Below are 22851 nucleotides of genomic sequence, written 5' to 3' on the forward strand. Positions count from 1 at the left end.
CCGTTCCGGCGCCTCCTCCGTTCCGGCGCCTCCTCCGTTCCGGCGCCTCCTCCGTTCCGCGCCTCTTCCGTTCCGGTCGCACTTTATGTCGCATTGACGCCGCAATTCCGACATAAAGTGCGACCGGAGTCAGCCGTCAGCCGTCAGCCGTCAGCCGTCGAGCACCGAACCGAGGATGCCGGCGGCCTCGGCGAAGCGCGCGGGGTCGGCGTTCGCGTAGTTGAGCCGCACATACGCGCCGGAGGGTTCGGCGGGGAACCACTCGGATCCCGGGGAGATGATCACGCCCCGCACCTCGCAGTCGCGGACGACCTGCACGACATCCGTCCCCTCGGGCAGCCGCACCCACAGGTTCAGGCCACCCGCCGGAACGCTCTCGACCTGCGCAGACGGGGCGTGCTCGGTCAGGCTCGAGACCAGCAGGTCGCGGCGCGCGCGCAGGTGCTCGCGGAACCCGCGCAGGTGGGTGCGCCAGCCGGGCTGCGTGACCACGTCGAGCGCGGCGGCCTGCAGCAACCCGCTCACGTACATGGACTCGGCCGCGCGGTCGGCCAGGATCCGCTCCCGCGCCGGCCCCCGCGCGATCACGGCCGCGACGCGCAGTGCGGGGGAGGCGCTCTTGGTGAGTGAGCGCAGGTACACGACATGACCGTCGTCGTCGGATGCGGCGACCGGGCGCGGCTCGGCATCGATCCCCAGGTCGTGCGCCCAGTCGTCCTCGATCAGGAACGCGCCGTGTCGGCGGACGGTGTCGAGCACGGCCTCCCCGGTCGCGATCGGCCACTGCGCGCCGGTCGGGTTGGCGAACGTCGGCTGCGCGTAGAAGGCCCGCGCGCCGGTGTGCGCGAACGCCCGCTCCACGTCATCCGGATCGGGACCCTGAGGCCCGGAGGGGATCGGCACCAGCACGACACCCGCCTGCGCGGCGGCGAGCAGTGCGCCCCAGTACGTCGGCGATTCGACGAGTAGCGGCTGCCCCGGTCCCACGACCGCGCGGAAGATCGAGCTCAGCCCGCTCTGACTGCCCGAGATGATGAGGGCATCGCGCGCCGACGCTGGCGTGACCCCGGCGGGCGCGGTGGATGCCAGCTCTCCGGCGAACCACGCCTGCAGATCGGGAAGGCCGGCGGCGGGCGAGCGGGTCAGTGCCGCGTCGGTGCGCGCGGCCCGCACGAGCGCCTGTCGCACCAACCGCTCCGGCAGCAGTTCGACCGCGGGGTAGCCGGAGTGGAGTCCGATCGCATCGGGGGAGACCGTGCGCTGCGTGGACGACAGGCCCACGAGTCCCGCCGGGGCCGTGCCGAGCGCGGCGGTCTGCCAGCCGTAGTCGGCCGATCGCACGGTGCGGAGTGCGCGGACGAAGGTTCCGGCCCCCGGACGCGACTCCACCAGCCCGAGCCGGACGAGCTGCTGCATCGCCTTCTGCACGGTCACCGGGCTCGCCCCGTACTCGGCCATCAGCGCACGGTTCGACGGCACCCGCGCGCCCGGGGAGGCGGAGGTGATCCATGCACGGACACCGGCGACGATCCGGCCACTGCTATCCTGACTCATGAAAGTAGAGAGTAGCGTTATCGCTCCGCGATCGACAGTGCTATCGACGCGCGCCGGCCTCTGGTGGGGGCTTCTCGGCGTCGTCGCCTTCTCGTTCACCCTCCCGTTCACGCGGATCGCCATCGACGGCCTCTCGCCGTTGTTCATCGGCGCGGGGCGCGCGGTCGTCGCGGCCCTCCTCGCGGGCATCGCCCTGACCGCGACACGGCAGCGCATCCCGACCAGGGCGCAGTGGGGGCGACTGGCCGTCGTCGCCGGCGGGGTCGTGGCCGGATTCCCGCTGCTCACCTCGTTCGCGATGACCACGACCCCGGCCAGTCACGGCGCCGTCGTGGTCGGACTGCTCCCCGCCGCGACCGCCGTCGCCGTGGTGCTCCGAACCGGCGAGCGCCCGAACCGCTCCTTCTGGGTCTTCGCGATCCTCGGCGCCGTCGCCGCCGTCGTGTTCGCTGCTCTGCAGAACGGCGGACTCGGCTCCCTCACCCCCGCCGACCTGCTGCTGTTCGGGGCTGTCCTCGCCGCGGCGATCGGCTACGCGGAGGGGGGTCTGCTCGCCCGCGAACTCGGCTCCTGGCAGACCGTGTCGTGGGCGCTCGTTGTCGCCGCTCCCCTCATGGCCGTGCTCACCGTGGTGTCGGCGATCCAGCAGCCACCCGCGGCGAGCCCGGTGCAGTGGCTCGCCTTCGGCTACCTCGCCGCGGTGAGCATGTTCCTCGGATTCTTCGCCTGGTACCGCGGGCTCGCGATCGGACCGATGGCGCAGGTGAGCCAGATCCAGCTCGTCCAGCCCGTGATGAGCATCGCGTGGGCCGCCCTCCTGCTCCGCGAGCCGATCGGCTGGGCCACCGCCGTCGGCGGATTCGCGGTGATCCTCTGCGCCGCGCTCGCCGTGCGCACCCGCCTGAAAGACCGCCCCAGAACCGACCGACCGCCCCGAGAAGAGGAGTCCTGATGCGCCACACACCCCGCTACCTGATGACCGATCCCGACGAGGTCAAGCGCCTCATCCGCGGCAACCCCTGGGCGACCTTCGTCTCTCCGGCGAGCACCGGACTCGTCGCTTCGCACTACCCCGCCCTGCTGATCGAGGACGAGGACGACATCGTGATCGCCAGCCACTTCGGCCGGCCCGACGATCAGCTCCACGAACTCGGTCGGCACGAAGTGCTCGTGATCATCCAGGGGCCGCACGACTACGTCTCCCCGAGCCTGTATGCGCCGGGCGATCTGGTGCCGACGTGGAACCACGTGACCGCGCACCTCTACGGCACCCCCGAGATCCTCGGCGAGGAGGAGAACTACGCCATGCTCACGCGGTTGACCGACCTCTTCGAGGACGGGCGCGAGCACGGCCGGCATCTGTCGGAGGACGAGCCGGGCACCCGCCGAGCGGCGAAGGGGACGGTCGGCCTGCGGATGCGCGTCACCCGGTTCGACGCGCGCGCCAAGCTCAGCCAGAACAAGCCGCCGGAGGTGCGCGAGAACATCACCGCGCGGTTCGCCGAGACCAACAGCGCACTCGCGGCGGAGATGCGGCGGGTCTGACCCCTGCCGACACCTTCCCCGTCGCACTTTCTGTCGCTCCCGCCGCGGGAAAGCGACAGAAGGTGCGACGAGAAGGAAACAGGGACCCGGATGCCGTGAGCAACCCGCATGCATCCGCACGGGGGGCGTACGGGAACCGTGAGGATCGACGGATCCACCCGCGCGCGGGAGTTGGATCGGATCCGTGCTCGACATCATCTACATCGCGCTGACTCTCGCGCTGTTCGCCCTCGTGTCCCTGGTCGCCAAGGCGGTGGACCGCGCATGATCGTCTTCGAGATCATCGCGGCCGTCCTCGCCGTCGCCGCCGTCATCTACCTCGTGGTCGCGCTCGTCGCCCCGGAGCGGTTCTGATGGGCGCGGCGATCTGGTTCGGCATCCTGCAGGTCACGGCCGTCGTGGTCGTGCTCGTCCTCCTCTACCGCCCCCTCGGCGACTACATCGCCCGGGTGTACACCTCGGCGAAGGACCTGCGCGTCGAGCGCGGCGTCTACCGGCTCATCGGCGTCGACTCCTCCTCCGAGCAGACCTGGCGCGCCTACGCCCGCAGCGTGCTCGCGTTCTCGGTCGTCGGGCTCCTGCTCGTCTACGGGCTGCAGCGACTCCAGGCATTCCTGCCGCAGTCGCTCGGTCTCCCCGCCGTGCCCGAGGGACTGGCCTTCAACACCGCGGCATCGTTCGTCGCGAACACCAACTGGCAGTCGTACTCGCCCGAGCAGACCATGGGCTACACCGTGCAGCTCGCGGGCCTCACGGTGCAGAACTTCGTGTCGGCCGCGGTCGGCCTCGCCATCGCGATCGCCCTGATCCGCGGCCTCGCCATCCGGGGCTCGGCGACCATCGGGAACTTCTGGGTCGACCTCATCCGCGGCGTCGGCCGCATCCTCCTGCCGATCGCCGTGATCGGCGCGGTGGCGCTGCTCGCGGGCGGCGTGATCCAGAACTTCGCGGGCTTCACCGACGTGACCACGGTGTCGGGCGGAACCCAGACCATCCCGGGCGGCCCCGTCGCGTCACAGGAGGCGATCAAGCTCCTCGGCACGAACGGCGGCGGCTTCTTCAACGCCAACTCCGCGCACCCGTTCGAGAACCCGACCGGCTTCACGAACCTGCTGGAGGTGCTGCTGATCCTCGTGATCCCGTTCGCCCTCCCCCGCACGTTCGGACGCATGGTCGGCGACCACCGTCAGGGCTACGCGATCGCCGCGGTCATGGCCACGATCTTCCTGATCTCGACCTTCGCCCTCTCGGCACTCGAACTCGCCGGACGCGGCAGCGCGCCCGAACTCGCCGGAGCCGCGATGGAGGGCAAGGAGGTGCGGTTCGGCATCCTCGGATCCACCCTGTTCGGCAGCGCCAGCACCCTCACCTCGACCGGTGCCGTCAACTCGATGCACGACTCGTACACGGCGCTGGGCGGCATGATGCCGATGCTGAACATGATGCTCGGCGAGGTCGCCCCCGGCGGCGTCGGCTCGGGCCTCTACGGCATGCTCGTGCTCGCGATCATCGCGGTGTTCGTCGGCGGACTCCTCGTCGGCCGCACCCCCGAGTACCTCGGCAAGCGGATCGGTCCGCGGGAGATCAAGCTCGCCAGCCTGTACATCCTCGTGGTTCCCGCGCTCGTCCTCGGCGGCACGGCCCTGAGCTTCGCGATCCCCGGCATCCGGGAGGACGTGGAGTCCACCAGCATCCTGAACCCGGGTGTGCACGGCATGAGCGAGGTGCTCTACGCGTTCACGTCGGCCGCGAACAACAACGGCTCCGCCTTCGCCGGACTCACCGCGAACACCCCGTGGTTCAACACCGCGCTCGGCATCGCGATGCTGCTCGGGCGATTCCTGCCCATCGTGCTCGTCCTGGCCCTCGCCGGATCGTTCGCGGCGCAGGAACGGGTCCCCGCCACCTCGGGCACCCTGCCCACCCACCGGCCGCAGTTCGTCGGCCTCCTCCTCACCGTGACGGTCGTCGTGACCGCCCTCACCTACTTCCCCGTGCTCGCGCTGGGACCCCTCGCCGAAGGACTCGTCTGACCATGACCCTCATCACCACCCCTTCCGAATCACCGTCGGAACAGCAGGATGCCGGGCAATCCACCCCCGCGCAGCCGTCGCGCTCCTTCGGCTGGTCGCAGCTCGTGGCGGCCCTGCCCGGCGCCCTGCGCAAGCTGAACCCCGCAGCCCTCGTCCGCAACCCCGTGATGCTCTTGGTGTGGGTCGGCGCCGCGTTCGCGACCGTGCTGGCGATCGCCGAACCGTTCCTCGGTGGTCCGGCCGACTCGGGCGGCACCCCTGTGCCCGCGCCGTTCACCTGGGGCATCGCGGTGTGGCTCTGGCTCACCGTGCTGTTCGCGAACGTCGCCGAGTCGGTCGCCGAGGGCCGCGGAAAGGCCCAGGCCGCGAGCCTGCGCAAGACCCGCACCAGCACGATGGCCCGCCGGGTGGTCGGCTACGACGCGGCTTCGGATGCCGCCGCCGAGCGCGCCGAGACCCTTGAGGTCTCCTCCGCCGAACTGCAGCGCGACGACGTCGTGGTCGTGACCGCCGGTGAGCTGATCCCCGGTGACGGCGACATCATCGCGGGCATCGCAACGGTCGACGAGTCGGCCATCACGGGCGAGAGCGCCCCGGTGATCCGCGAGTCGGGCGGCGACCGCAGCGCCGTCACCGGCGGCACCCGCGTGCTGTCGGACCGGATCGTGGTGCGCATCACCTCGAAGCCGGGCGAGACGTTCGTCGACCGGATGATCGCCCTGGTCGAGGGCGCCAGCCGCCAGCGCACCCCGAACGAGATCGCGCTGAACATCCTGCTCGCGAGCCTGTCGATCATCTTCGTGGTCGTGGTGCTGGCCCTCAACCCGATCTCGTCCTACGCCGCGTCGCCCGTCAGCATCCCCGTGCTCATCGCCCTGCTCGTCTGCCTGATCCCGACCACCATCGGCGCGCTGCTCTCGGCCATCGGCATCGCCGGCATGGACCGTCTCGTGCAGCGCAACGTGCTCGCCATGTCGGGGCGTGCGGTCGAGGCCGCGGGCGACGTCACGACCCTGTTGCTCGACAAGACCGGAACCATCACGTACGGCAACCGCCGTGCGCACGAGGTCCTGCCGCTCCCGGGCGTCGACGCCGACGAGCTGCTGCGGGTCGCGGCGCTGTCCTCGCTCGCCGACCCCACCCCCGAGGGTGCCTCGATCGTCGAGCTCGCCGCCGCCGCCGGCATCCGGGTGACCGCTCCGGAGGATGCCGTGGTCGTGCCCTTCACCGCGCAGACGCGCATGTCGGGGCTCGACCTCGCCGACGGCACGCAGATCCGCAAGGGCGCCGGCTCCGCGGTGCGGGCCTGGCTCGGGCTCGACGCCGAGGATGCGGAGCTCACCGCCCGCACCGACTCCGTGGCCGAAAGCGGCGGCACCCCGCTCGTGGTCGCGGTGCGGACACCCGCCGCCCCGGCATCCGCCCCCGCCCCCGCATCCGCATCCGCCCCCGCCCCATCCGTCCACCTGTCGGGAGAACGGACGGATGTCGGCGGACACGCCGCGGAACGGACCGACATCCGTGCGAACTCCCGACAGGTGTCCGGCGAACCCGCCACGGAAGGCCGCATCCTCGGCGTCGTGCACCTCAAGGACATCGTCAAGGACGGGCTGCGCGAGCGGTTCGACGAGCTGCGCAGCATGGGCATCCGCACGGTGATGATCACGGGCGACAACCCGCTGACCGCCCAGGCCATCGCCGCGGAGGCCGGGGTCGACGACTTCCTCGCCGAGGCGACGCCCGAGGACAAACTGGCCCTGATCCGGCGCGAGCAGGAGGGTGGGCGTCTGGTCGCGATGACCGGCGACGGCACGAACGACGCCCCCGCCCTCGCACAGGCCGACGTCGGAGTCGCGATGAACACCGGCACCTCGGCCGCGAAGGAGGCCGGCAACATGGTCGACCTCGACTCCGACCCGACCAAACTGATCGACATCGTGCGCATCGGCAAGCAGCTGCTGATCACCCGTGGCGCGCTCACCACGTTCTCGCTCGCGAACGACGTCGCCAAGTACTTCGCCATCATCCCGGCGATGTTCATGGGGGTCTTCCCCGGGCTCGCCGCGCTCAACATCATGCAGCTGCACTCGCCGGCATCCGCCGTGACCAGCGCGATCATCTTCAACGCGATCGTGATCGTGTTCCTGATCCCGCTGGCCCTGCGCGGAGTGAAGTACCGCCCGGCGAGCGCCTCGCAAATCCTGCAGCGCAACCTTCTGATCTACGGACTCGGCGGTGTGATCGCCCCGTTCATCGGCATCAAGCTCATCGACCTCGTCGTCAGCCTCATCCCGGGCTTCTGACCCGGATCGGAAAAGGAACCCACTCATGTCCTCCACTCGCACCGCCCTCCGCACCACCGGGGTCGCCGTCCGCGCGATGCTCGTCCTCACGCTGATCCTCGGCATCGGGTACACGCTCCTCGTCACGGGCATCGGGCAGCTCGCACTCCCCGGGCAGGCGAACGGCTCCCCGCTTCCCGACGACAGGGGCAGCGCACTGATCGGTCAGTCCTTCACGGATGCCGACGGCGAGGCCCTGCCGGAGTACTTCCAGTCCCGCCCCTCCGCGGCCGGCGACGGCTACGACGGGGCCGGCTCCAGCGGCAGCAACCTCGGCCCGGAGAACCCCGACCTGGTCGCCTCGATCGAGGAGCGCCAGGCCGCGATCGCGGAGCGCGAGGGTGTGGATGCCTCCGAGGTGCCGGCCGACGCTGTCACCGCCTCGGGCTCCGGACTCGACCCGCACATCAGCGTCGCCTACGCCCTGCTGCAGGTGCCGCGGGTGGCCGAGGAACGCGGCATGCCCGAACAAGAGGTGCGCGACCTGGTGGAGTCTAGGATTCAAGGGCGGGATCTGGGATTCCTCGGCGAGGAGCGCATCAACGTCGCCGAACTCAACCTCGCGCTGGACGGCCAGGAGGGCGAATGAGCGCAGATCGGACGCAGCGCCCGGCACCGGAACACCCCCGACGCGGCCGCCTGCGCGTGCTGCTGGGCGCCGCTCCCGGTGTCGGCAAGACGTTCGAGATGCTCGCCGAGGGGCGACGCCTGCGCGAAGAGGGACACGACGTCGTCATCGCCATCGTCGAGACCCACGAGCGCGCGGCCACCCTGGCGCAGACCGTCGGACTGCCGGAGGTGCCCCGCCGCGTCGAGGACCATCGCGGCGTCACCCTGACCGAACTCGACCTCGACGCGGTGCTCGCCCGCGCCCCGGAGATCGCGCTCGTCGACGAGCTCGCACACACGAACACCCCGGGCTCGCGGCATCCGAAGCGCTGGCAGGACGTGGACGACCTGCTGGCTGCCGGCATCGACGTGGTGACCACCGTCAACGTGCAGCACATCGAGTCGCTCAACGCCGTGGTCGAGAAGATCACCGGCATCGCTCAGCAGGAGACCATTCCGGATGCCGTGGTGCGGGCCGCCGACGAGATCGAGGTCGTCGACCTCGCGCCCCAGTCGCTACGGGACCGGCTCTCCGCGGGGCTGGTGTACCCCGCCGAGCGGATCGACGCCGCACTGTCGAACTACTTCCGCCTCGGCAACCTCACCGCCCTACGCGAACTCGCCCTGCTCTGGCTGGCCGATGAGGTCGACAGCGCCCTGCGCAGCTACCGAGCCGAGCAGGGGATCGAAGGGAACTGGCAGGCCAGGGAACGGGTCGTCGTCGCCCTCACCGGCGGTCCCGAAGGCGAGACCCTGCTGCGTCGCGGTGCGCGGATCGCGGCCCGCTCGGCCGGCGGAGAACTGCTGGCCGTGCACATCTCGGCCCAGGACGGACTCCGCAACGAGACTCCGGGGGCCCTCGCCGCGCAGCGCACCCTCGTGGAATCGCTCGGCGGCAGCTACCACCAGGTCGTCGGCGACGACATCCCGGCCACCCTGGTCGAGTTCGCGCAGGGGGTGGATGCCACGCAGCTCGTCATCGGTGTCAGCCGTCGCAGTCGACTCGCCGCCGCTCTCACCGGTCCGGGCATCGGGTCGGAGGTGATCCGCCGCTCGGGTGACATCGACGTGCACATCGTGACGCACGCCGCGGCGGGAGGGCGGCTCGCCCTGCCGCGGATGACCGGCGGGGCACTGGGGTGGCGGCGGCAGCTGCTCGGATTCGCGGTCGCCCTCGTGTTCGGACCGCTGCTGTCGTGGCTGATGTTCACCTTCCGCAGCCCCGAGTCGATCACCGCCGAAGTGCTCGCGTACCAGCTGCTCGTTGTCGTGGTCGCGCTCATCGGCGGCATCCGCCCTGCGGTGTTCGCGGCGGTGCTGTCGGGGGTCACGCTCGACTTCCTCTTCGTCGCGCCGCTGTTCACCATCACGATCGCGCATCCGCTGCATGTGCTGGCCCTCGCGCTGTACGTGCTCATCGCGATCCTGGTGAGCATCATCGTCGACCAGGCCGCCCGACGCGCCCGCACCGCGCAGCGCGCCACCGCCGAGGCCGAGCTGCTCGCCGCGGTCGCCGGCAACGTGCTGCGGGGGGACAACGCCGTGCTGGCCCTGGTCAGCCGCACCAGGGAGGCGTTCGGGCTCAGCGGCGTGCGCGTGCTCTCCCCCGACGGCGAGGTGCTCGCGAGCGACGGGGAGCCGGTCGCCGACGGCCGCGCCACGAACATCCCGGTCGGCGTCCGCCCCGGGGGCGGCCCGCGCGCGGTGCTCGAGCTGAACGGCGAGCCGCTGGCGGGGCCGGAACGTCGGCTGCTCGACGCGATCGTGGCGCAGCTGTCGGCCGCGATCGAGCACACCGACCTGCGGGCGACCGCGAGCGAAGCGGAAGCGCTGGCCGAGACCGACCAGGTGCGCAGCGCGCTGCTGTCGGCGGTGAGTCATGATCTGCGGCGCCCGCTGGCCTCGGCGGTCGCCGCGATCGGCGGACTCCGCGGTGCGCACGAGCTGTCGGCATCCGATCGTCAGGAGCTGCTCGCGACCGCCGACGAGAGCCTCGCCACCCTGTCGACGCTGGTCACCGACCTGCTCGACGTCAGCCGCGTGCAGGCCGGCGTTCTCGCGGTCTCCTCCTCGCGGATGGATGCCGCCGGCACGGTGCTCGCGGCCATCGACGAGCTCGGGCTGGGCCCGGCCGACGTCGAACTCGCCCTCGACCCCGAGCTGCCGCCGGTGTTCGCCGACCCGGTGCTGCTGCAGCGGGTGCTGGTGAACGTGCTCGCCAACGCGCACCGCCACGCGCCCGAGGGCAGCCGGGTGATCGTGTCGACCAGCACACTCGGCGATCGCGCCGAGATCCGGGTGATCGACCGCGGCGACGGTATCTCCCCCGAGCGACGGGACCGCATCTTCCAGCCGTTCCAGCGCTTCGGCGACACCGACAACACCACAGGGCTCGGGCTCGGACTCGCCCTGTCGCGCGGGTTCACCGAGGGCATGGGCGGTACCCTGACACCCGAGGACACCCCGGGCGGAGGCCTCACCATGGTCATCTCCCTGCCGCTCGGCGCAGGGCTTCCCGACACGGAGGGCACGGAGTGAAGCTCCTCATCGCCGACGACGACCCGCAGATGGTGCGGGCGCTGCGGATCACGCTCGCCGCCCACGGATACGAGGTCGTCGTGGCGGCCGACGGCGCCGCCGCGATCGCCGCCGCCGCGCAGACGCATCCCGACCTCATCATGCTCGACCTGGGGATGCCGCGTCTCGACGGCATCGAGGTCATCCAGGCCCTGCGCGGGTGGACGAACGTGCCGATCATCGTGGTCTCCGGGCGCACCGGGTCGGCCGACAAGGTCGAAGCTCTGGATGCCGGAGCGGACGACTTCGTGACGAAGCCCTTCCAGGTCGACGAACTGCTCGCGCGGCTGCGGGCGCTCTCCCGCCGCTCGATGCCGGCGAACGGGGAGTCGACCGTGGCGTTCGGCGATGTCGTGGTCGACCTCGCGACGAAGACCGTCACCCGCGCCGGGACGCGCGTGCACCTGACGCCGACCGAGTGGCGGATGCTGGAGCACCTGTCACGGCATCCGGGAGCCCTGGTCACCCGACAGGATCTGCTGAAGGAGATCTGGGGCAGCGAGCAGGTGTCCGACTCGGGCTACCTGCGGCTGTACATGTCGCAGCTGCGCAAGAAGCTCGAGCAGGAGCCCGGGGCGCCGGTGCATCTGCTCACCGAGGCGGGCATGGGCTACCGGCTCGTGCTCTGAGCCGTGCGAGCACCGCGACGCAGCACCGCCACGACACCGACGACGACGAGCAGCACGGCCACGATGATCGCGGTGATCGCCGTCGGGGTGCTCTCGGGCTCCCCGGTGAGTCGGCCGACCGCGAGCCAGGCCAGACCCCAGGCCGTCGCGAGTGCGGGGGCGATGCGGCCGGTCGCCCACGCGGCAGCGGCTCCGATCACGAGCACGACCACCAGCACGGCGATCGCCCAGGCATCCGCCGCCTGCGCCCAGCTCTCGGGCGCGATCTGCGTCAGCCAGGCGGCCGTGTTCGCGACCGTCGCGATCGTCACCCAGCCGAAGTGCAGACCGTTCGCCCCGTCGGTGAGGATGCGGTCGGCGAGGTTGCGCGCCGGAAAGCGCCCGAGCACGACGATCACCCGTGCGAGCACGGCCAGCAGCAGGGCGATCACGACGACCGTGAGCCACAGCGTCAGATAGCGCGCGGTCACGAGCCAGAGCCCGTTCAGCACCATCGACGCGGCGATCCATCCGCCCACTGCCTGCTGCCGAGCATCCTGCCGCTGCGCCGGAAGCGCCTGCCACACCGTGTACGCGATGAGCCCGATGTAGATCAGCGACCAGATCGAGAATGCGGGGCCGGCGGGCGCGAGGTAGGAGCCCTGCGCCGAGAGCGCGCCGTCCTGCAGGTCGTCGACGGATGCTCCGCCGAAGGCGCCGGCGCCCACGGCGGCCGCGAGCAGCATGAACGATGCCGCCGCGATGATCAGGGTCTGCCGGCCGATGCCCTTCGTACGTGAGTCCATGGTCGCGACGCTACGGCGCGGGAGGCCGCCATGCATCGGGGTTGACACCGGCCGAGGGGTTCGCTAACTAAGTTAGGAAACTGTCCCGACCGCCGCCCGGACGCACGCATGCATCCGTCGGGAGAAAGCACACCTGTCGGGAGAAACGCCGTCAGATCCCCCGACACCCGCGAATCCTCCCGACAGGCGTGCTGGTCCTACGGATGCACGGGCTCCGAGCGACGGGCGGGACTCAGGCCCGAGCGAAGGCCGCGTCGATCAGGACCTCCGCCGCGCCGCGCGCCTGCACCGCCACGGAAGGGTCCTTCGAGATCGCGGCCGTGCTCTGCGCCCCCTCGGCGAGGATCGACAGCTGTGCGGCGAGTGCCGCGGGCGCACCGGTGTCGGCGACGAGCCCCGCCATGTACTCCTGGAACGACGCCTTGTGCGTGCGCACGATCTCCGCGACCTCGGGGTTCGTGCCCCCGAGCTCGCCGAACGCATTGATGAATGCACACCCGCGGAAGTCGTCGGCGCAGAACCAGTTCTCGAGGTACCCGTAGACCGTGAGGAGACGTGTGCGCGGGTCGTCGCCGGCATCCGTCACGGCTCCCGACAGTCCGGACTCCCACTGGGCGTGCTTGCGGGCGAGGACGGCGGTGACGATGTCGGTCTTCGCGGGGAACAGCGCGTAGAGGCGTCGCAGCGACACGCCGGCCGCGGCGCGCAGCTCGTCCATGCCCACGGCCGCGTATCCCTTGCGGTAGTAGAGCTCTTCGGCGGCGGACAGGATGCGCTCGCGAGCCTCGTCTTCGGTCATACCCAGAAGTTTACTTGACATGAGAACGAACGTTCTCTAGATTGTTCATATCGAGCGAGAACGGTCGTTCTCACCGCAACCGAAAGGACCAGGATCATGGGCTACATCACCGTCGGAAACGAGAACAGCACCCCGATCGAGCTCTACTACGAAGACCAGGGATCGGGTCAGCCCGTCGTCCTGATCCACGGCTACCCGCTCGACGGTCACAGCTGGGAGCGTCAGACCCGCGAGCTCCTCGCCCAGGGCTACCGCGTCATCACCTACGACCGCCGCGGCTTCGGCGGATCCTCCAAGGTCAACGCCGGCTACGACTACGACACGTTCGCCGCCGACCTGAACACGGTGCTCGAGACCCTCGACCTGCGCGACGTCGTGCTCGTCGGCTTCTCGATGGGCACCGGAGAGCTCGCCCGCTACGTCGCCAAGTACGGCCACGACCGCGTCGCGAAGCTCGCCTTCCTCGCCTCGCTCGAGCCCTTCCTGGTGCAGCGCGACGACAACCCCGAGGGTGTGCCGCAGGAGGTCTTCGACGGCATCGAGGCTGCCGCCAAGGGCGACCGCTTCGCGTGGTTCACCGACTTCTACAAGAACTTCTACAACCTCGACGAGAACCTGGGCTCGCGCATCAGCGAGCAGGCCGTGACCGGCAGCTGGAACGTCGCCGTCGGCAGCGCGCCCGTCGCCGCCTACGCGGTCGTCTCGGCCTGGATCGAGGACTTCCGTGGAGACGTCGAGGCCGTCCGTGCCGCGGCGAAGCCCACCCTGATCCTGCACGGCACGAAGGACAACATCCTCCCGATCGATGCGACCGCCCGCCGCTTCCACCAGGCGGTGCCGGATGCCGACTACGTCGAGGTCGAGGGCGCCCCGCACGGCCTGCTCTGGACGCACGCCGACGAGGTCAACGCCGCACTGAAGGACTTCCTCGCGAAGTAACCCCTCGGTGACGACGAGGCCCGGCATCCACACGGATGCCGGGCCTCGTCCCTGCTGCGCCCGGGCTACGCGTCGCGCGAGCGCCAGAGCAGCCAGACGAAGTACGGGGCTCCGATCAGCGCCACCACGAGTCCGGCCGGGAGCTGCGCCGGGGCGATGACGGTGCGGCCGATCGTGTCCGCGACCCCGACGAGCAGCCCGCCCAGCAGCACCGCGACCGGGATCACCCTGGCGTGCCTGGCACCGACGAGCGCCCGTGCCGCGTGCGGAGCGACGAGCCCCACGAAGCCGATCACGCCGATCGCCGTCACGCTGAGCGCCGCGAGAACCGCCGCCACCACCAGCAGCGTCAGCCGCACGGGCTCGAGCCGGATGCCGACCAGCCGTGGAGTGTCCTCATCGAGGGACAGCACATCGAGCTCGCGACGGCTCATCACCACGAACGGCAGCGCGATGGCCAGCGCGATCGCCAGCGGCAGCACCTGCTCCCACACGCGGCCGTAGGTGGTGCCCGACAGCCAGGTGTAGATCTTCGGGGTGTCCCAGGGGTTCGACCTCAGCAGGAAGAACGTCGTGAGCGACACCGTGAAGTAGGAGACGCCGATGCCGATCAGCAGGAACCGGTCGGCGTTCAACCCGCCGCGCCACGACAGCAGGTACACGAGCGCGAAGGCCAGCAGCGCCCCGGCGATGGCGCCCGCGATCATGCCCGCGGTGGACGAGACGGCGCTCGTGATCACGAGCACCGCACCGAGTCCGCCACCGCCCGTGACGCCGAGGATGCTCGGGTCGGCCAACGGGTTCCGGCTCACCCCCTGGATGATGGCGCCCGACAGCGCGAGCGCCCCACCGGCGACGACAGCGGCCACGATGCGCGGCGCGCGCTCGTCCAGCGCGAAGGCGATCGCCGCCGGCGCCTCGCCCTGCAGCCACAGCGCGATGTCGCCGGTGAGCAGCCACGTGTGCCCGGCGAGCAGGCCGAGGACCAGCACCCCGATCACGCCGAGCACGACGACCACCATGGTGATGCGGAACCGCAGGCGGCTGCGCACGCCGAAGCGCACCCGCGGAGGCTCTCGCGTCGGACCGGCGTCACGCAGGCGCCGCGCCATGAGCACGAGCACGATCGCTCCGAGGAGGGTCGTCGCGACGCCGGTCGGGATGAGGATCGCCGCCTCGGCCCCGATGATCGCCCGCAGCAGAGCATCCGAGAGGATCACGACGATCGCGCCGAGCAGCCCGGCGGCCGGGATCAAGAGCAGATGGCGGTTCAGGCTCGGCACCACCCGCGTCAGCAGGCGGGCGAGCACGGGTGCGCACAGTCCGACGAAGCCCATCGGCCCCGCGAGCGTCACCGATACCGCGGTCAGCGTGACGGCGAGCAGGATGCCGATGGCCCGCGTCGAGCGGATCGGCACGCCCAGGGACGATGCCGTGTCGTCGCCGAGCGCCAGGATGTCGAACCGTCGCGCGAGCAGCAGGGCCGCCGCGGTCACCACGACCACGACCGGGGCCGCCTGCAGGAACGCGGTCAGGCCGAGCTGCGACAGGCTGCCGCTTCCCCAGGCGAGCAGGCCCTTGGTCTCCTCGTCGAACAGGATCAGCAGGGTCGATGTGCCGGCCTGGAACGCGAGGGCCAGTGCCGTGCCCGCGAGGATCAGCCGCGTGGTGGACGAACCCGCGCCGCCCGCGAGCCCGAGCACGATCCCCGCGGCGATGAGGCCGCCGGCGAACGCGACAGCGCCCGACGCCCACACCGGCACCGCGATGCCGAACGCCGCGAGCGCCGTGACCGCGAGGTAGGAACCGGCGGTCACGCCCAGCGTGTCGGGCGATGCCAGGGCGTTGCGGGCGAGCGACTGGAGGAGGATGCCGGCCACGCCCAGCGCCACGCCCACGGCGATGCCTGCCGCGAGGCGCGGAACCCGCGACCCCCACAGCACCTCGGTGTCGGCGAACACGGCACCGCTCGTGCCCTGCGTGAGATGCCAGCAGGCGACGGCGAAGAGCACCACGGCCAGAGCCACGAGCACGCCGATGCCCGTCAGCAGGGTGCCCGGCCGGCGTCCCTCCGCCTCGCCGGGCGCGACGGCGGGAGCAGGGCGCGCCGGCTCCGTCGTGGCCGCCGCGTCGTCGAGGCGAAGGGCTCCCGTCACTTCGAGAGCACCTCGACGTAGCCGTCGATGATCTGCTGGGTCGAACGCGGTCCGCCGAACGTCCAGATCCCGGCGGGGAAGGCCGTCAGGCGGTCATCGGCCACGGCGGGCAGCGAGGTCCAGGCCGGGTTGTCCTGCAGGGCGTCGATGAAGCTCTCCGACTCGGGGTCCTCGGTGCCCGTGTAGAACAGGCTGGCGTCGCCGACCGTCGTCATGCCCTCGACGTCGGTCTGGCCGAGGCCGTAGGTGGGGTCGACCTCGCCGGTCCAGGCGTTCTCGAGACCGAGCTTCTCGCCGATCTCACCGACGAGCGAGCCCTGACCGAACGGACGCAGCGCGACGTTGCCGCCGTCGACCCAGCCGTCGAAGAACACGAACTCCTTCGTGGGCAGGTCGAGATCGGCGAGTTCGGCCGAGGCCGAGTCGAGGTGCGCCTGGAACTCGTCGGCGACGACCTCGGCCCGCTCCTCACGGCCGGTCACCTGGGCGATGAGGTCGAGCGTGCCGAGCATCTTCGCGATGGGGTCGGCGGCATCCGCACCGACGGTCGCGAGCACCGGCACGTCGTAGGCCTCGAGCTGGGCGACGATGGGGTCGTCCGCGGCGCTGACCTCGACGATCACGAGGTCGGGCTCGGTGCCGAACAGCGTCTCGAGGTTCGGCTCCTGGCGGGTGCCCACATCGGTCACGCCCTCCGGGAGCTCTTCCGCGGTGACCCACGTGCTGTAGCCCTCGGCGTCGGCGACTGCGACCGGTGTGACGCACAGCGACAGCGCATCCTCGATCTGCTGCCACTCCAGCACCGCGATCCGCTCGGCGGGCTTGTCGAGCTCGACCGTGCGGCCGAGGTCGTCCGTGACGGAGACGGCGCCCGTCGAGGTCGCGGTGGTGTCGTCACCGCAGCCCGCACTCGTCGAGGCCGAGGCATCGGAGTCGGAGGCGGCGGGGGCCTGGGTGGTGCCGCAGCCCGCGAGGGCCATCACGAGTGCGCCGCCGAGGGCGACCAGGGCGAGGGGCTTCTTCTTCATTCGGTTCTTCCTCCGGGAGGGGTGAGGGGGTTCAGGATGCTGCAGCGGTGCGATGCCGACCGTGGTGCCGACCGCGCGGGAGCACCCGCACGAGGCCGGTCTCCTCGTCGATCTCGGTGTCGATGCGCAGGCCGTAGACGTGCGAGAGGTTCTCGCCCGTCAGCACCTCGGCGGGGGTGCCGGCCGCGTGCACCCGACCGGCGTGCAGCAGCACCACGTCGTCGGCGACGGATGCCGCGTGGTCGAGGTCGTGCAGCACGACGCCGAGGGCGGTGCCGTGGTCGTCGGCGAGCTCGCGCACCAGGTCGAGCGTCTCCACCTGGTACCGCAGGTCGAGGTGGTTCGTCGGCTCGTCGAGCAGCAGCACGCCGGTCTCCTGCGCCAGCGCGGTCGCCAGCCACACGCGCTGCAGTTCGCCGCCCGAGAGCTGGTCGACGGGGCGGGAGGCCATGGCGGCGAGCCCGGTCAGCTCGAGCGCCCGTGCGACGGCGGCGCGGTCGGCGTCGCTGACACCGGAGAAGCGACCCCGGTGCGGGTGACGGCCGTAGGCCACGACGTCGGACACCTCGATGCCGGAGGGATGCGGCCGCGACTGCGAGAGCATCGCGACGGCCTTCGCGAACTCCTTGGCCGAGAGGGCGGTGGCGTCGCGCGTCTCGTCTCCGCCGATGCGCACACTCCCCGCCTCGATGCGGTGCAGGCGGGCGAGGGCGCGCAGCACGGTCGACTTGCCGCTGCCGTTGGGGCCGATGAGGGCCGTCACCCGTCCGGGTGCGAGGCGGAGCGAGACGTCGTGCACCACCCGGGCGCGGCCGTATCCGAGCACGAGGGATTCGCCCTGCAGGGCGTGGGGCGCTGTCGTCGTCATGTCAGCCCCGCATCGCGACGCCGCGGCGCCAGTAGCCCATGAACGCGACCTGCCCGCGGTCGATGCCGAGGTCCTTGACGAGGTGGCGGCGCAGGGTGGTCACCACGCCGCTCTCCCCCGCGATCCAGAAGTAGCGCTCGGCCGGAGCATCCGCCCTGTCGATCGCCTCCCCGAGACCGGAGTAGTCCGGCGTCTCCCACAGCAGATCCTCGCCGTCGATGTCCTTCACTCGGATCTCGTCCGCCGCGTCGGCGTCGCCGAGGTAGCCGAGCACCGCGGGGATCAGGCGCAGGCCGTGCGGGTCGCCCGCGTCGCGCGGCAGCCAGTGCACCTCGACGCCGGCCGGCACGTCGATACGCAGGATGTCGGCGGGCGACGGCACCTCGATGAAGGCCACTCCCCGCAGGTCGCGGGGCGCGTCCTCCAGGATGCGGGCGATGGCGGGAGCAGCCGTCTCGTCGCCGGCGAGCACGACCGAGGCCGCAGTGCCCGGCGCGAACTCGGCCCCGCCGTGCGCATCCACGTCCACTCCGCGACGCGGCCCGACGAGGTACAGCTCCTGCCCGACAGTGGCCTGGCTCGCCCACAATGACGCGGGTCCGGTGAGTCCCGGCTCGAGGTGCAGCACGAAGTCGACGTCGACCTCGGTGCCCGCGGCGGGGTCGACCCGCAGCTCGCGCACGGAGTAGGTGCGCATCGAGCCGCGCTCCTCCTCCGGCACCGCGAGGAACGACTGCCACCAGTTGTCCGAGGCCCGGTCGAGTTCCGGCAGCACCCCGGATGCCGGCGGGAAGACCAGCTTGATGCGGCTGTCGAACACCTCGCCGGGCGTGCCGAACTCGAACAGATCGTCGCCGCCGAACGTCACCCGCACGAACGAGGGCGAGACCCGAGCGACGGCCCGCACCTCGGCGCGGGTGAGGATGTAGGTCGGACGCTCGGTCGTGGTCGTCTCAGCGGACATGGTGCCTCCCGATGGGTGTGACCATCGGCTTGCCGGAGACCGGGTCGATGGTGATCTGATTGGCGAGGCCGAAGACCTCTTCGACGAGCTCGGCGGTCACGACGTCCTGCGGAGCGCCGGTCGCGTGCACACGCCCGTCCTTCATGGCCACCAGCTCGTCGGCGTAGCGGGCAGCGAGGTTGAGGTCGTGCAGCACCATGACGATGGTGGTGCCGCGCGAGACGCTCAGGTCGGTGAGCAGGTCGAGCACCTCGACCTGGTGTGCGACGTCGAGGAACGTGGTCGGCTCGTCGAGCAGCAGGATGTCGGTCTCCTGCGCGAGGGCCATCGCGATCCAGACGCGCTGCCGCTGCCCGCCGGAGAGCTCGTCGACGCTGCGGTCGGCGAGGTCGGTGATGCCGGTCGCGTCGAGGGCATCGGCCACCACCTCATAGTCGTGGGTGCTCCAGCGCGCGAGCATCTTCTGGTGCGGGTGCCGGCCGCGGCCCACCAGATCCGCCACCGCGATGCCCTCGGGCGCGACCGGAGACTGCGGCAGCAGGCCCAGGATGCGGGCGACCTCTTTGGTGGGGCGGGCGTGCACGGACTTGCCGTCGAGCACGATCTGCCCCTCGGTCGGCGAGAGCAGGCGGGCGAGCGAGCGCAGCAGCGTCGACTTGCCGCATCCGTTCGCGCCCACGATGGTCGTGATGCGTCCGGGCGCGATCTGCAGGTCGAGGCCGTCGATGACGGTGCGGTCGCCGTAGGCGAGCGTGACCCCTTCGGCCGACAGGCTGTGCGAGACGGTCATAGCGAACCCCCGGAGCGGTTGGTGCGGATGAGGAGGTAGATCAGGTACGGAGCGCCGACCACGCCGGTGATGACGCCGACCGGATAGCGGGTGCCGAAGGCGAACTGGCCGATCAGGTCGCCGCCGAGCACGAGCACGGCCCCGACGAACGCCGACGGCAGGAGCAGGTTCGCTCCCGGCCCGGTGATGCGCGCGGCTATGGGCCCGGCCATGAACGCGACGAACGCGATGGGGCCGGTCGCGGCCGTGGCGAACGCGAGCAGCGCGACGGCGCCGAGGATGAGGAGCAGGCGTGTGGCATCGACCCGGATCCCGAGGCCGGCCGCGGAGTCGTCGCCGAGCTGGAGGGCGCCGAGCGCACGGCCCTGCGACAGCATCAGCGGGACGATGATCGCCGCGGCGATCGCCATCGGCAGCACCCGCTCCCACGACGCGTTGTTGAGGCTTCCGGTCAGCCACTGCATCGCGGTCTGGATGTCCCAGTTCGCCGCCCGCGACAGCATGTACGAGATGACGCTCTGCAGCATCGCGGCGACGCCGATGCCGATCAGGATCAGGCGCGTGCCCGCGAAGCCGCCCTTGATCGAGAGCAGGTAGATCACGAGAGCGGTGACGATGGCACCGCCGAGGGCGAGCAGCGACACGACCGGCCCGTTCACCGACATCACGACGATGCCGAACACCGCGGCAGCCCCGGCGCCGTTCGAGATGCCGATGATGTCGGGCGAGGCGAGCGGGTTGCGCAGCATCGTCTGGAAGCACACGCCCGCCATGCCGAAGCCGATGCCGGTGAGGACCGCGAGCACCGCGCGCGGCAGTCGGAGGTCGCCGACGGTGAAGGAGGCGCCCGGGACGGTCTCGCCGAGGACCACGCGGACGACCTCATCCAGCGAGTAGAAGGTGTTGCCCACCATGAGGGCGACCGTGAAGAGCACGAGCAGCAGGATGCCGAGCACGATCGTCGCGATCGCGTGCCGGCGGTGGCGCGAGCGACGGCCCGCGACGATCCGGGCGATGCGGGCGGATGCCGGCTCGTCGACGCGGTCGAGGGTGTGCTCGGTGTGCTCGGTCGTGCTCACAGCTCACGCACCTTCTGCCGACGGACGATCCAGATGAAGAAGGGGGCGCCGATGATCGCGGTGATGATCCCGACCTGGATCTCCTCCGCCGACGGCGAGATCACGCGGCCGATGATGTCGCTCGCGGTCAGCAGCGCGGCGCCCGCGATGGCCGAGAACGGCAGCAGCCAGCGGTGGTCGGTGCCCACCAGCATCCGGCACATGTGCGGCACGATGAGGCCGACGAAGCCGATGGGTCCGGCGATCGCCGTCGCCGCGCCGGCGAGGATCACCGCACCGAGCGCCGAGACCATGCGCGTGCGGAACACGTGCTCGCCGAGGCCCTTGGCCATGTCGTCCCCGAGGGCAAGCGAGTTCATGCCGCGCGCGCTGAGGAAGCAGATCAGGGCGCCGACGGCCAGCACCGGTGCCGTGAGGGCGATGCGCGGCCACTCCGCCCCGCCGACACCGCCGATCTGCCACGACTGGAACGTCTGGAGCAGGTCGACGCGGGGCAGCATGACCGCGCTGATGAGCGACGCGAAGGCAGCTGAGGTGGCGGCACCGGCGAGCGCGAGCTTGAGCGGCGTCGCGCCCCCGCGTCCGAGCGAGCCGACCGTGTAGACGAAGACGGCGGCGATCCCGGCTCCGGCGATGGCAAACCCCATCTGTCCATACGGGTTGCTGAGCCCGAAGAACGCGATGCCGCACACGACGGCGAGCGAAGCCCCGTTCGAGACGCCGAGGATGCCGGGGTCGGCGATGGGGTTGCGGGTCACGGCCTGCATGGTCGCGCCGGAGAGCGCGAGGGCGGCGCCGATGAGGAGGGCGAGCACGGTGCGCGGGATGCGTTTGACGATCGCGGCCTGGGCGATCGTGTCGGTGTGGCCGCCGAGGGCCGCGACGATGTCGTCGAACGAGACGGCGCGCACGCCGAACGAGATCGACAGGATGCTGAGGATGACGAGCACCGCGACCCCGATGAGCAGCCAGAGGGTGCGCACCAGCACCGGGCGTCGCAGGTCTGCGGCGCCCGGTGCGGGTGCGATGACGGTTGCTGAGGTCACGGGGGATTCACTCCGCCGATGCGGATCGAACGATTACTTCGACAGCGGCGCGGCCAGCATCGCGAGGTAGTCGGTGAGTCCCCACGGGATCGACAGCGGCGACGGGTTCGCGGATGCCGCGATCGGCGTCGCGTTGGGGAGGATCGCGATGCGCCCCTCGGCGATCGCCGGGATCTTCGACAGCAGCGGGTCCGCCTGCAGCTGCGGGATCAGCGAGTCGTCGCCGTACGTGACGAACACGTCGACGTCGGCGAACTTCGCCACTTCCTCGGCGCTGATCGTCAGGTCGAACTTGTCGGTGTCCGCCGTGTCCTCCACGAGCGACGGGTAGGGCAGCCCGAGGTTGTCGTGCAGGTATCCGGGGCGGGTGTCCGTCGCCGTGTAGTAGCCGATCTGGCTCAGATCGGTCGGGTCGAGGTAGGCGAACAGGACCTTCTTGTCCTTCAGGATGCTGTTCTCCTCGAGAGCGGCCTCCGCTTCGGCGTGCAGCTCCTCGATCAGTGCTTCACCCTCATCCTCGAGACCCAGTGCCTTCGAGTTCATCTCGACCATGTCGTCGACCGAGGTGCCCCAGGCGACCTCGGGGTAGGCGATGACCGGTGCGATCTTGGAGAGGGTGTCGTACTCCTCCTGCGTGAGACCCGAGTACGAGGCGAGGATCACATCGGGCTCGGTGTCGGCGACAGCTTCGTAGTCGATTCCGTCGGTCTCGTCGAAGAGCACCGGCGTCTCGGCCCCCAGCTCATCGAGCTTCTCCTCGACCCAGGGCAGCACGCCGTTGCCGTCGTCGTCGCCCCAGCTCACCTTGCTCATACCGACCGGGACGATGCCGAGGGCCAGCGGCACCTCGTGGTTCGCCCAGGCGACCGTCGCGATGCGCTCGGGCTTCTCGGAGATGGTGGTCTCGCCGTAGACGTGCTCCACCGTCACGGGGAAGGCATCCGCCGAGGCCGGGTTGCCGCCGGCGGTCCCGGTCGATTCCGGGGCGGAGGAGGCGCAGGCGGACAGTCCGACGGCGAGTGCAGCGGCCGCGCCGATGGCGAGGATTCGAGAGGTGCGCACAGGCGTTCCCTTCGGGGTTCGGGGTGAGGGGGCGGCGCGAGAGATG

The 22851-nt window shown here is 71.0% G+C and carries 20 protein-coding genes; 9 read left to right on the forward strand and 11 right to left on the reverse strand.

Annotation, left to right across the window (positions count from 1 at the left end):
• Positions 1 to 150 precede the first annotated feature (150 nt).
• The gene (locus DW298_RS05120) at positions 151 to 1554 is read right to left on the reverse strand and encodes a PLP-dependent aminotransferase family protein (RefSeq protein WP_136041380.1); all 1404 of its coding nucleotides are present in this window, start codon (positions 1552 to 1554) and stop codon (positions 151 to 153) included.
• On the opposite strand from DW298_RS05120, the gene DW298_RS05125 reads away from it, so the two are divergent.
• The 8 genes from DW298_RS05125 (at position 1553) to DW298_RS05160 (ending at position 11289) form a co-directional block, all read left to right on the forward strand.
• Complete coding sequence (locus DW298_RS05125) at positions 1553 to 2506, forward strand: DMT family transporter (RefSeq protein WP_136041381.1); 954 nt, start codon at positions 1553 to 1555, stop codon at positions 2504 to 2506. The genes DW298_RS05120 and DW298_RS05125 overlap by 2 nt on opposite strands.
• Positions 2506 to 3099 carry an FMN-binding negative transcriptional regulator gene (locus DW298_RS05130; RefSeq protein ID WP_136041382.1) on the forward strand — a complete coding sequence of 198 codons (594 nt, stop codon included), beginning with the start codon at positions 2506 to 2508 and terminating at the stop codon, positions 3097 to 3099. The genes DW298_RS05125 and DW298_RS05130 overlap by 1 nt, the downstream gene beginning before the upstream one ends.
• A gap of 264 nt (positions 3100 to 3363) precedes the next feature.
• Positions 3364 to 3453 carry a potassium-transporting ATPase subunit F gene (locus DW298_RS05135; protein ID WP_136041383.1) on the forward strand — a complete coding sequence of 30 codons (90 nt, stop codon included), beginning with the start codon at positions 3364 to 3366 and terminating at the stop codon, positions 3451 to 3453.
• Positions 3453 to 5132, forward strand: coding sequence for a potassium-transporting ATPase subunit KdpA (gene kdpA / locus DW298_RS05140; protein ID WP_136041384.1), 1680 nt, complete (start codon positions 3453 to 3455; stop codon positions 5130 to 5132). Before DW298_RS05135 ends, kdpA begins: the two co-directional genes overlap by 1 nt.
• A gap of 2 nt (positions 5133 to 5134) precedes the next feature.
• On the forward strand, positions 5135 to 7435 hold the full coding sequence (locus DW298_RS05145) for a potassium-transporting ATPase subunit KdpB (RefSeq protein ID WP_136041385.1): 2301 nt from the start codon (positions 5135 to 5137) through the stop codon (positions 7433 to 7435).
• A gap of 25 nt (positions 7436 to 7460) precedes the next feature.
• Positions 7461 to 8063, forward strand: coding sequence for a potassium-transporting ATPase subunit KdpC (gene kdpC / locus DW298_RS05150; RefSeq protein WP_136041386.1), 603 nt, complete (start codon positions 7461 to 7463; stop codon positions 8061 to 8063).
• Positions 8060 to 10621, forward strand: coding sequence for an ATP-binding protein (locus DW298_RS05155; protein WP_136041387.1), 2562 nt, complete (start codon positions 8060 to 8062; stop codon positions 10619 to 10621). Before kdpC ends, DW298_RS05155 begins: the two co-directional genes overlap by 4 nt.
• Positions 10618 to 11289, forward strand: a complete 672-nt coding sequence (locus tag DW298_RS05160) for a response regulator (RefSeq protein ID WP_136041388.1) — start codon at positions 10618 to 10620, stop codon at positions 11287 to 11289. Before DW298_RS05155 ends, DW298_RS05160 begins: the two co-directional genes overlap by 4 nt.
• Here the strand turns inward: DW298_RS05160 and DW298_RS05165 are convergent.
• Positions 11271 to 12074 (reverse strand): TspO/MBR family protein, encoded by an 804-nt coding sequence (locus tag DW298_RS05165; protein WP_136041389.1) that lies wholly within the window; start codon positions 12072 to 12074, stop codon positions 11271 to 11273. The two genes, DW298_RS05160 and DW298_RS05165, sit on opposite strands and share 19 nt — an antisense overlap.
• 232 nt (positions 12075 to 12306) lie before the next feature.
• Complete coding sequence (locus tag DW298_RS05170; protein ID WP_136041390.1) at positions 12307 to 12873, reverse strand: TetR/AcrR family transcriptional regulator; 567 nt, start codon at positions 12871 to 12873, stop codon at positions 12307 to 12309.
• Between the two features lie 96 nt (positions 12874 to 12969).
• Here DW298_RS05170 and DW298_RS05175 point away from each other — a divergent pair, with 96 nt between their 5' ends.
• Positions 12970 to 13812, forward strand: a complete 843-nt coding sequence (locus DW298_RS05175) for an alpha/beta hydrolase (RefSeq protein ID WP_136041391.1) — start codon at positions 12970 to 12972, stop codon at positions 13810 to 13812.
• A gap of 65 nt (positions 13813 to 13877) precedes the next feature.
• Here DW298_RS05175 and DW298_RS05180 read toward each other — a convergent pair whose 3' ends face one another.
• Genes DW298_RS05180 through DW298_RS05215 form a run of 8 tightly spaced genes read right to left on the reverse strand, consistent with a single transcriptional unit; the run spans position 13878 to position 22805 of the window.
• Positions 13878 to 15968 (reverse strand): iron ABC transporter permease, encoded by a 2091-nt coding sequence (locus DW298_RS05180; RefSeq protein WP_136041392.1) that lies wholly within the window; start codon positions 15966 to 15968, stop codon positions 13878 to 13880.
• Positions 15965 to 16996: an iron-siderophore ABC transporter substrate-binding protein gene (locus tag DW298_RS05185; protein WP_136041393.1), complete on the reverse strand. Its 1032-nt coding sequence runs from the start codon at positions 16994 to 16996 to the stop codon at positions 15965 to 15967. The genes DW298_RS05180 and DW298_RS05185 overlap by 4 nt, the downstream gene beginning before the upstream one ends.
• A 31-nt stretch (positions 16997 to 17027) precedes the next feature.
• Positions 17028 to 17864 carry an ABC transporter ATP-binding protein gene (locus DW298_RS05190; RefSeq protein WP_136041394.1) on the reverse strand — a complete coding sequence of 279 codons (837 nt, stop codon included), beginning with the start codon at positions 17862 to 17864 and terminating at the stop codon, positions 17028 to 17030.
• Position 17865: 1 nt separating this feature from the next.
• A complete protein-coding gene (locus DW298_RS05195; protein WP_136041395.1) occupies positions 17866 to 18828 on the reverse strand; it encodes a siderophore-interacting protein in 963 nt (320 codons plus the stop codon).
• Positions 18818 to 19618, reverse strand: coding sequence for an ABC transporter ATP-binding protein (locus DW298_RS05200; RefSeq protein ID WP_136041396.1), 801 nt, complete (start codon positions 19616 to 19618; stop codon positions 18818 to 18820). Before DW298_RS05200 ends, DW298_RS05195 begins: the two co-directional genes overlap by 11 nt.
• On the reverse strand, positions 19615 to 20697 hold the full coding sequence (locus tag DW298_RS05205; protein WP_136041397.1) for an iron chelate uptake ABC transporter family permease subunit: 1083 nt from the start codon (positions 20695 to 20697) through the stop codon (positions 19615 to 19617). Before DW298_RS05205 ends, DW298_RS05200 begins: the two co-directional genes overlap by 4 nt.
• Positions 20694 to 21743, reverse strand: a complete 1050-nt coding sequence (locus DW298_RS05210; protein WP_136041398.1) for an iron ABC transporter permease — start codon at positions 21741 to 21743, stop codon at positions 20694 to 20696. The genes DW298_RS05205 and DW298_RS05210 overlap by 4 nt, the downstream gene beginning before the upstream one ends.
• 33 nt (positions 21744 to 21776) lie before the next feature.
• Positions 21777 to 22805, reverse strand: coding sequence for an iron-siderophore ABC transporter substrate-binding protein (locus tag DW298_RS05215; RefSeq protein WP_136041399.1), 1029 nt, complete (start codon positions 22803 to 22805; stop codon positions 21777 to 21779).
• Positions 22806 to 22851: the final 46 nt, after the last annotated feature.

This window comes from Microbacterium sp. A20, assembly GCF_004794515.1.
In the GTDB taxonomy this organism is placed as follows: Bacteria; Actinomycetota; Actinomycetes; order Actinomycetales; family Microbacteriaceae; genus Microbacterium.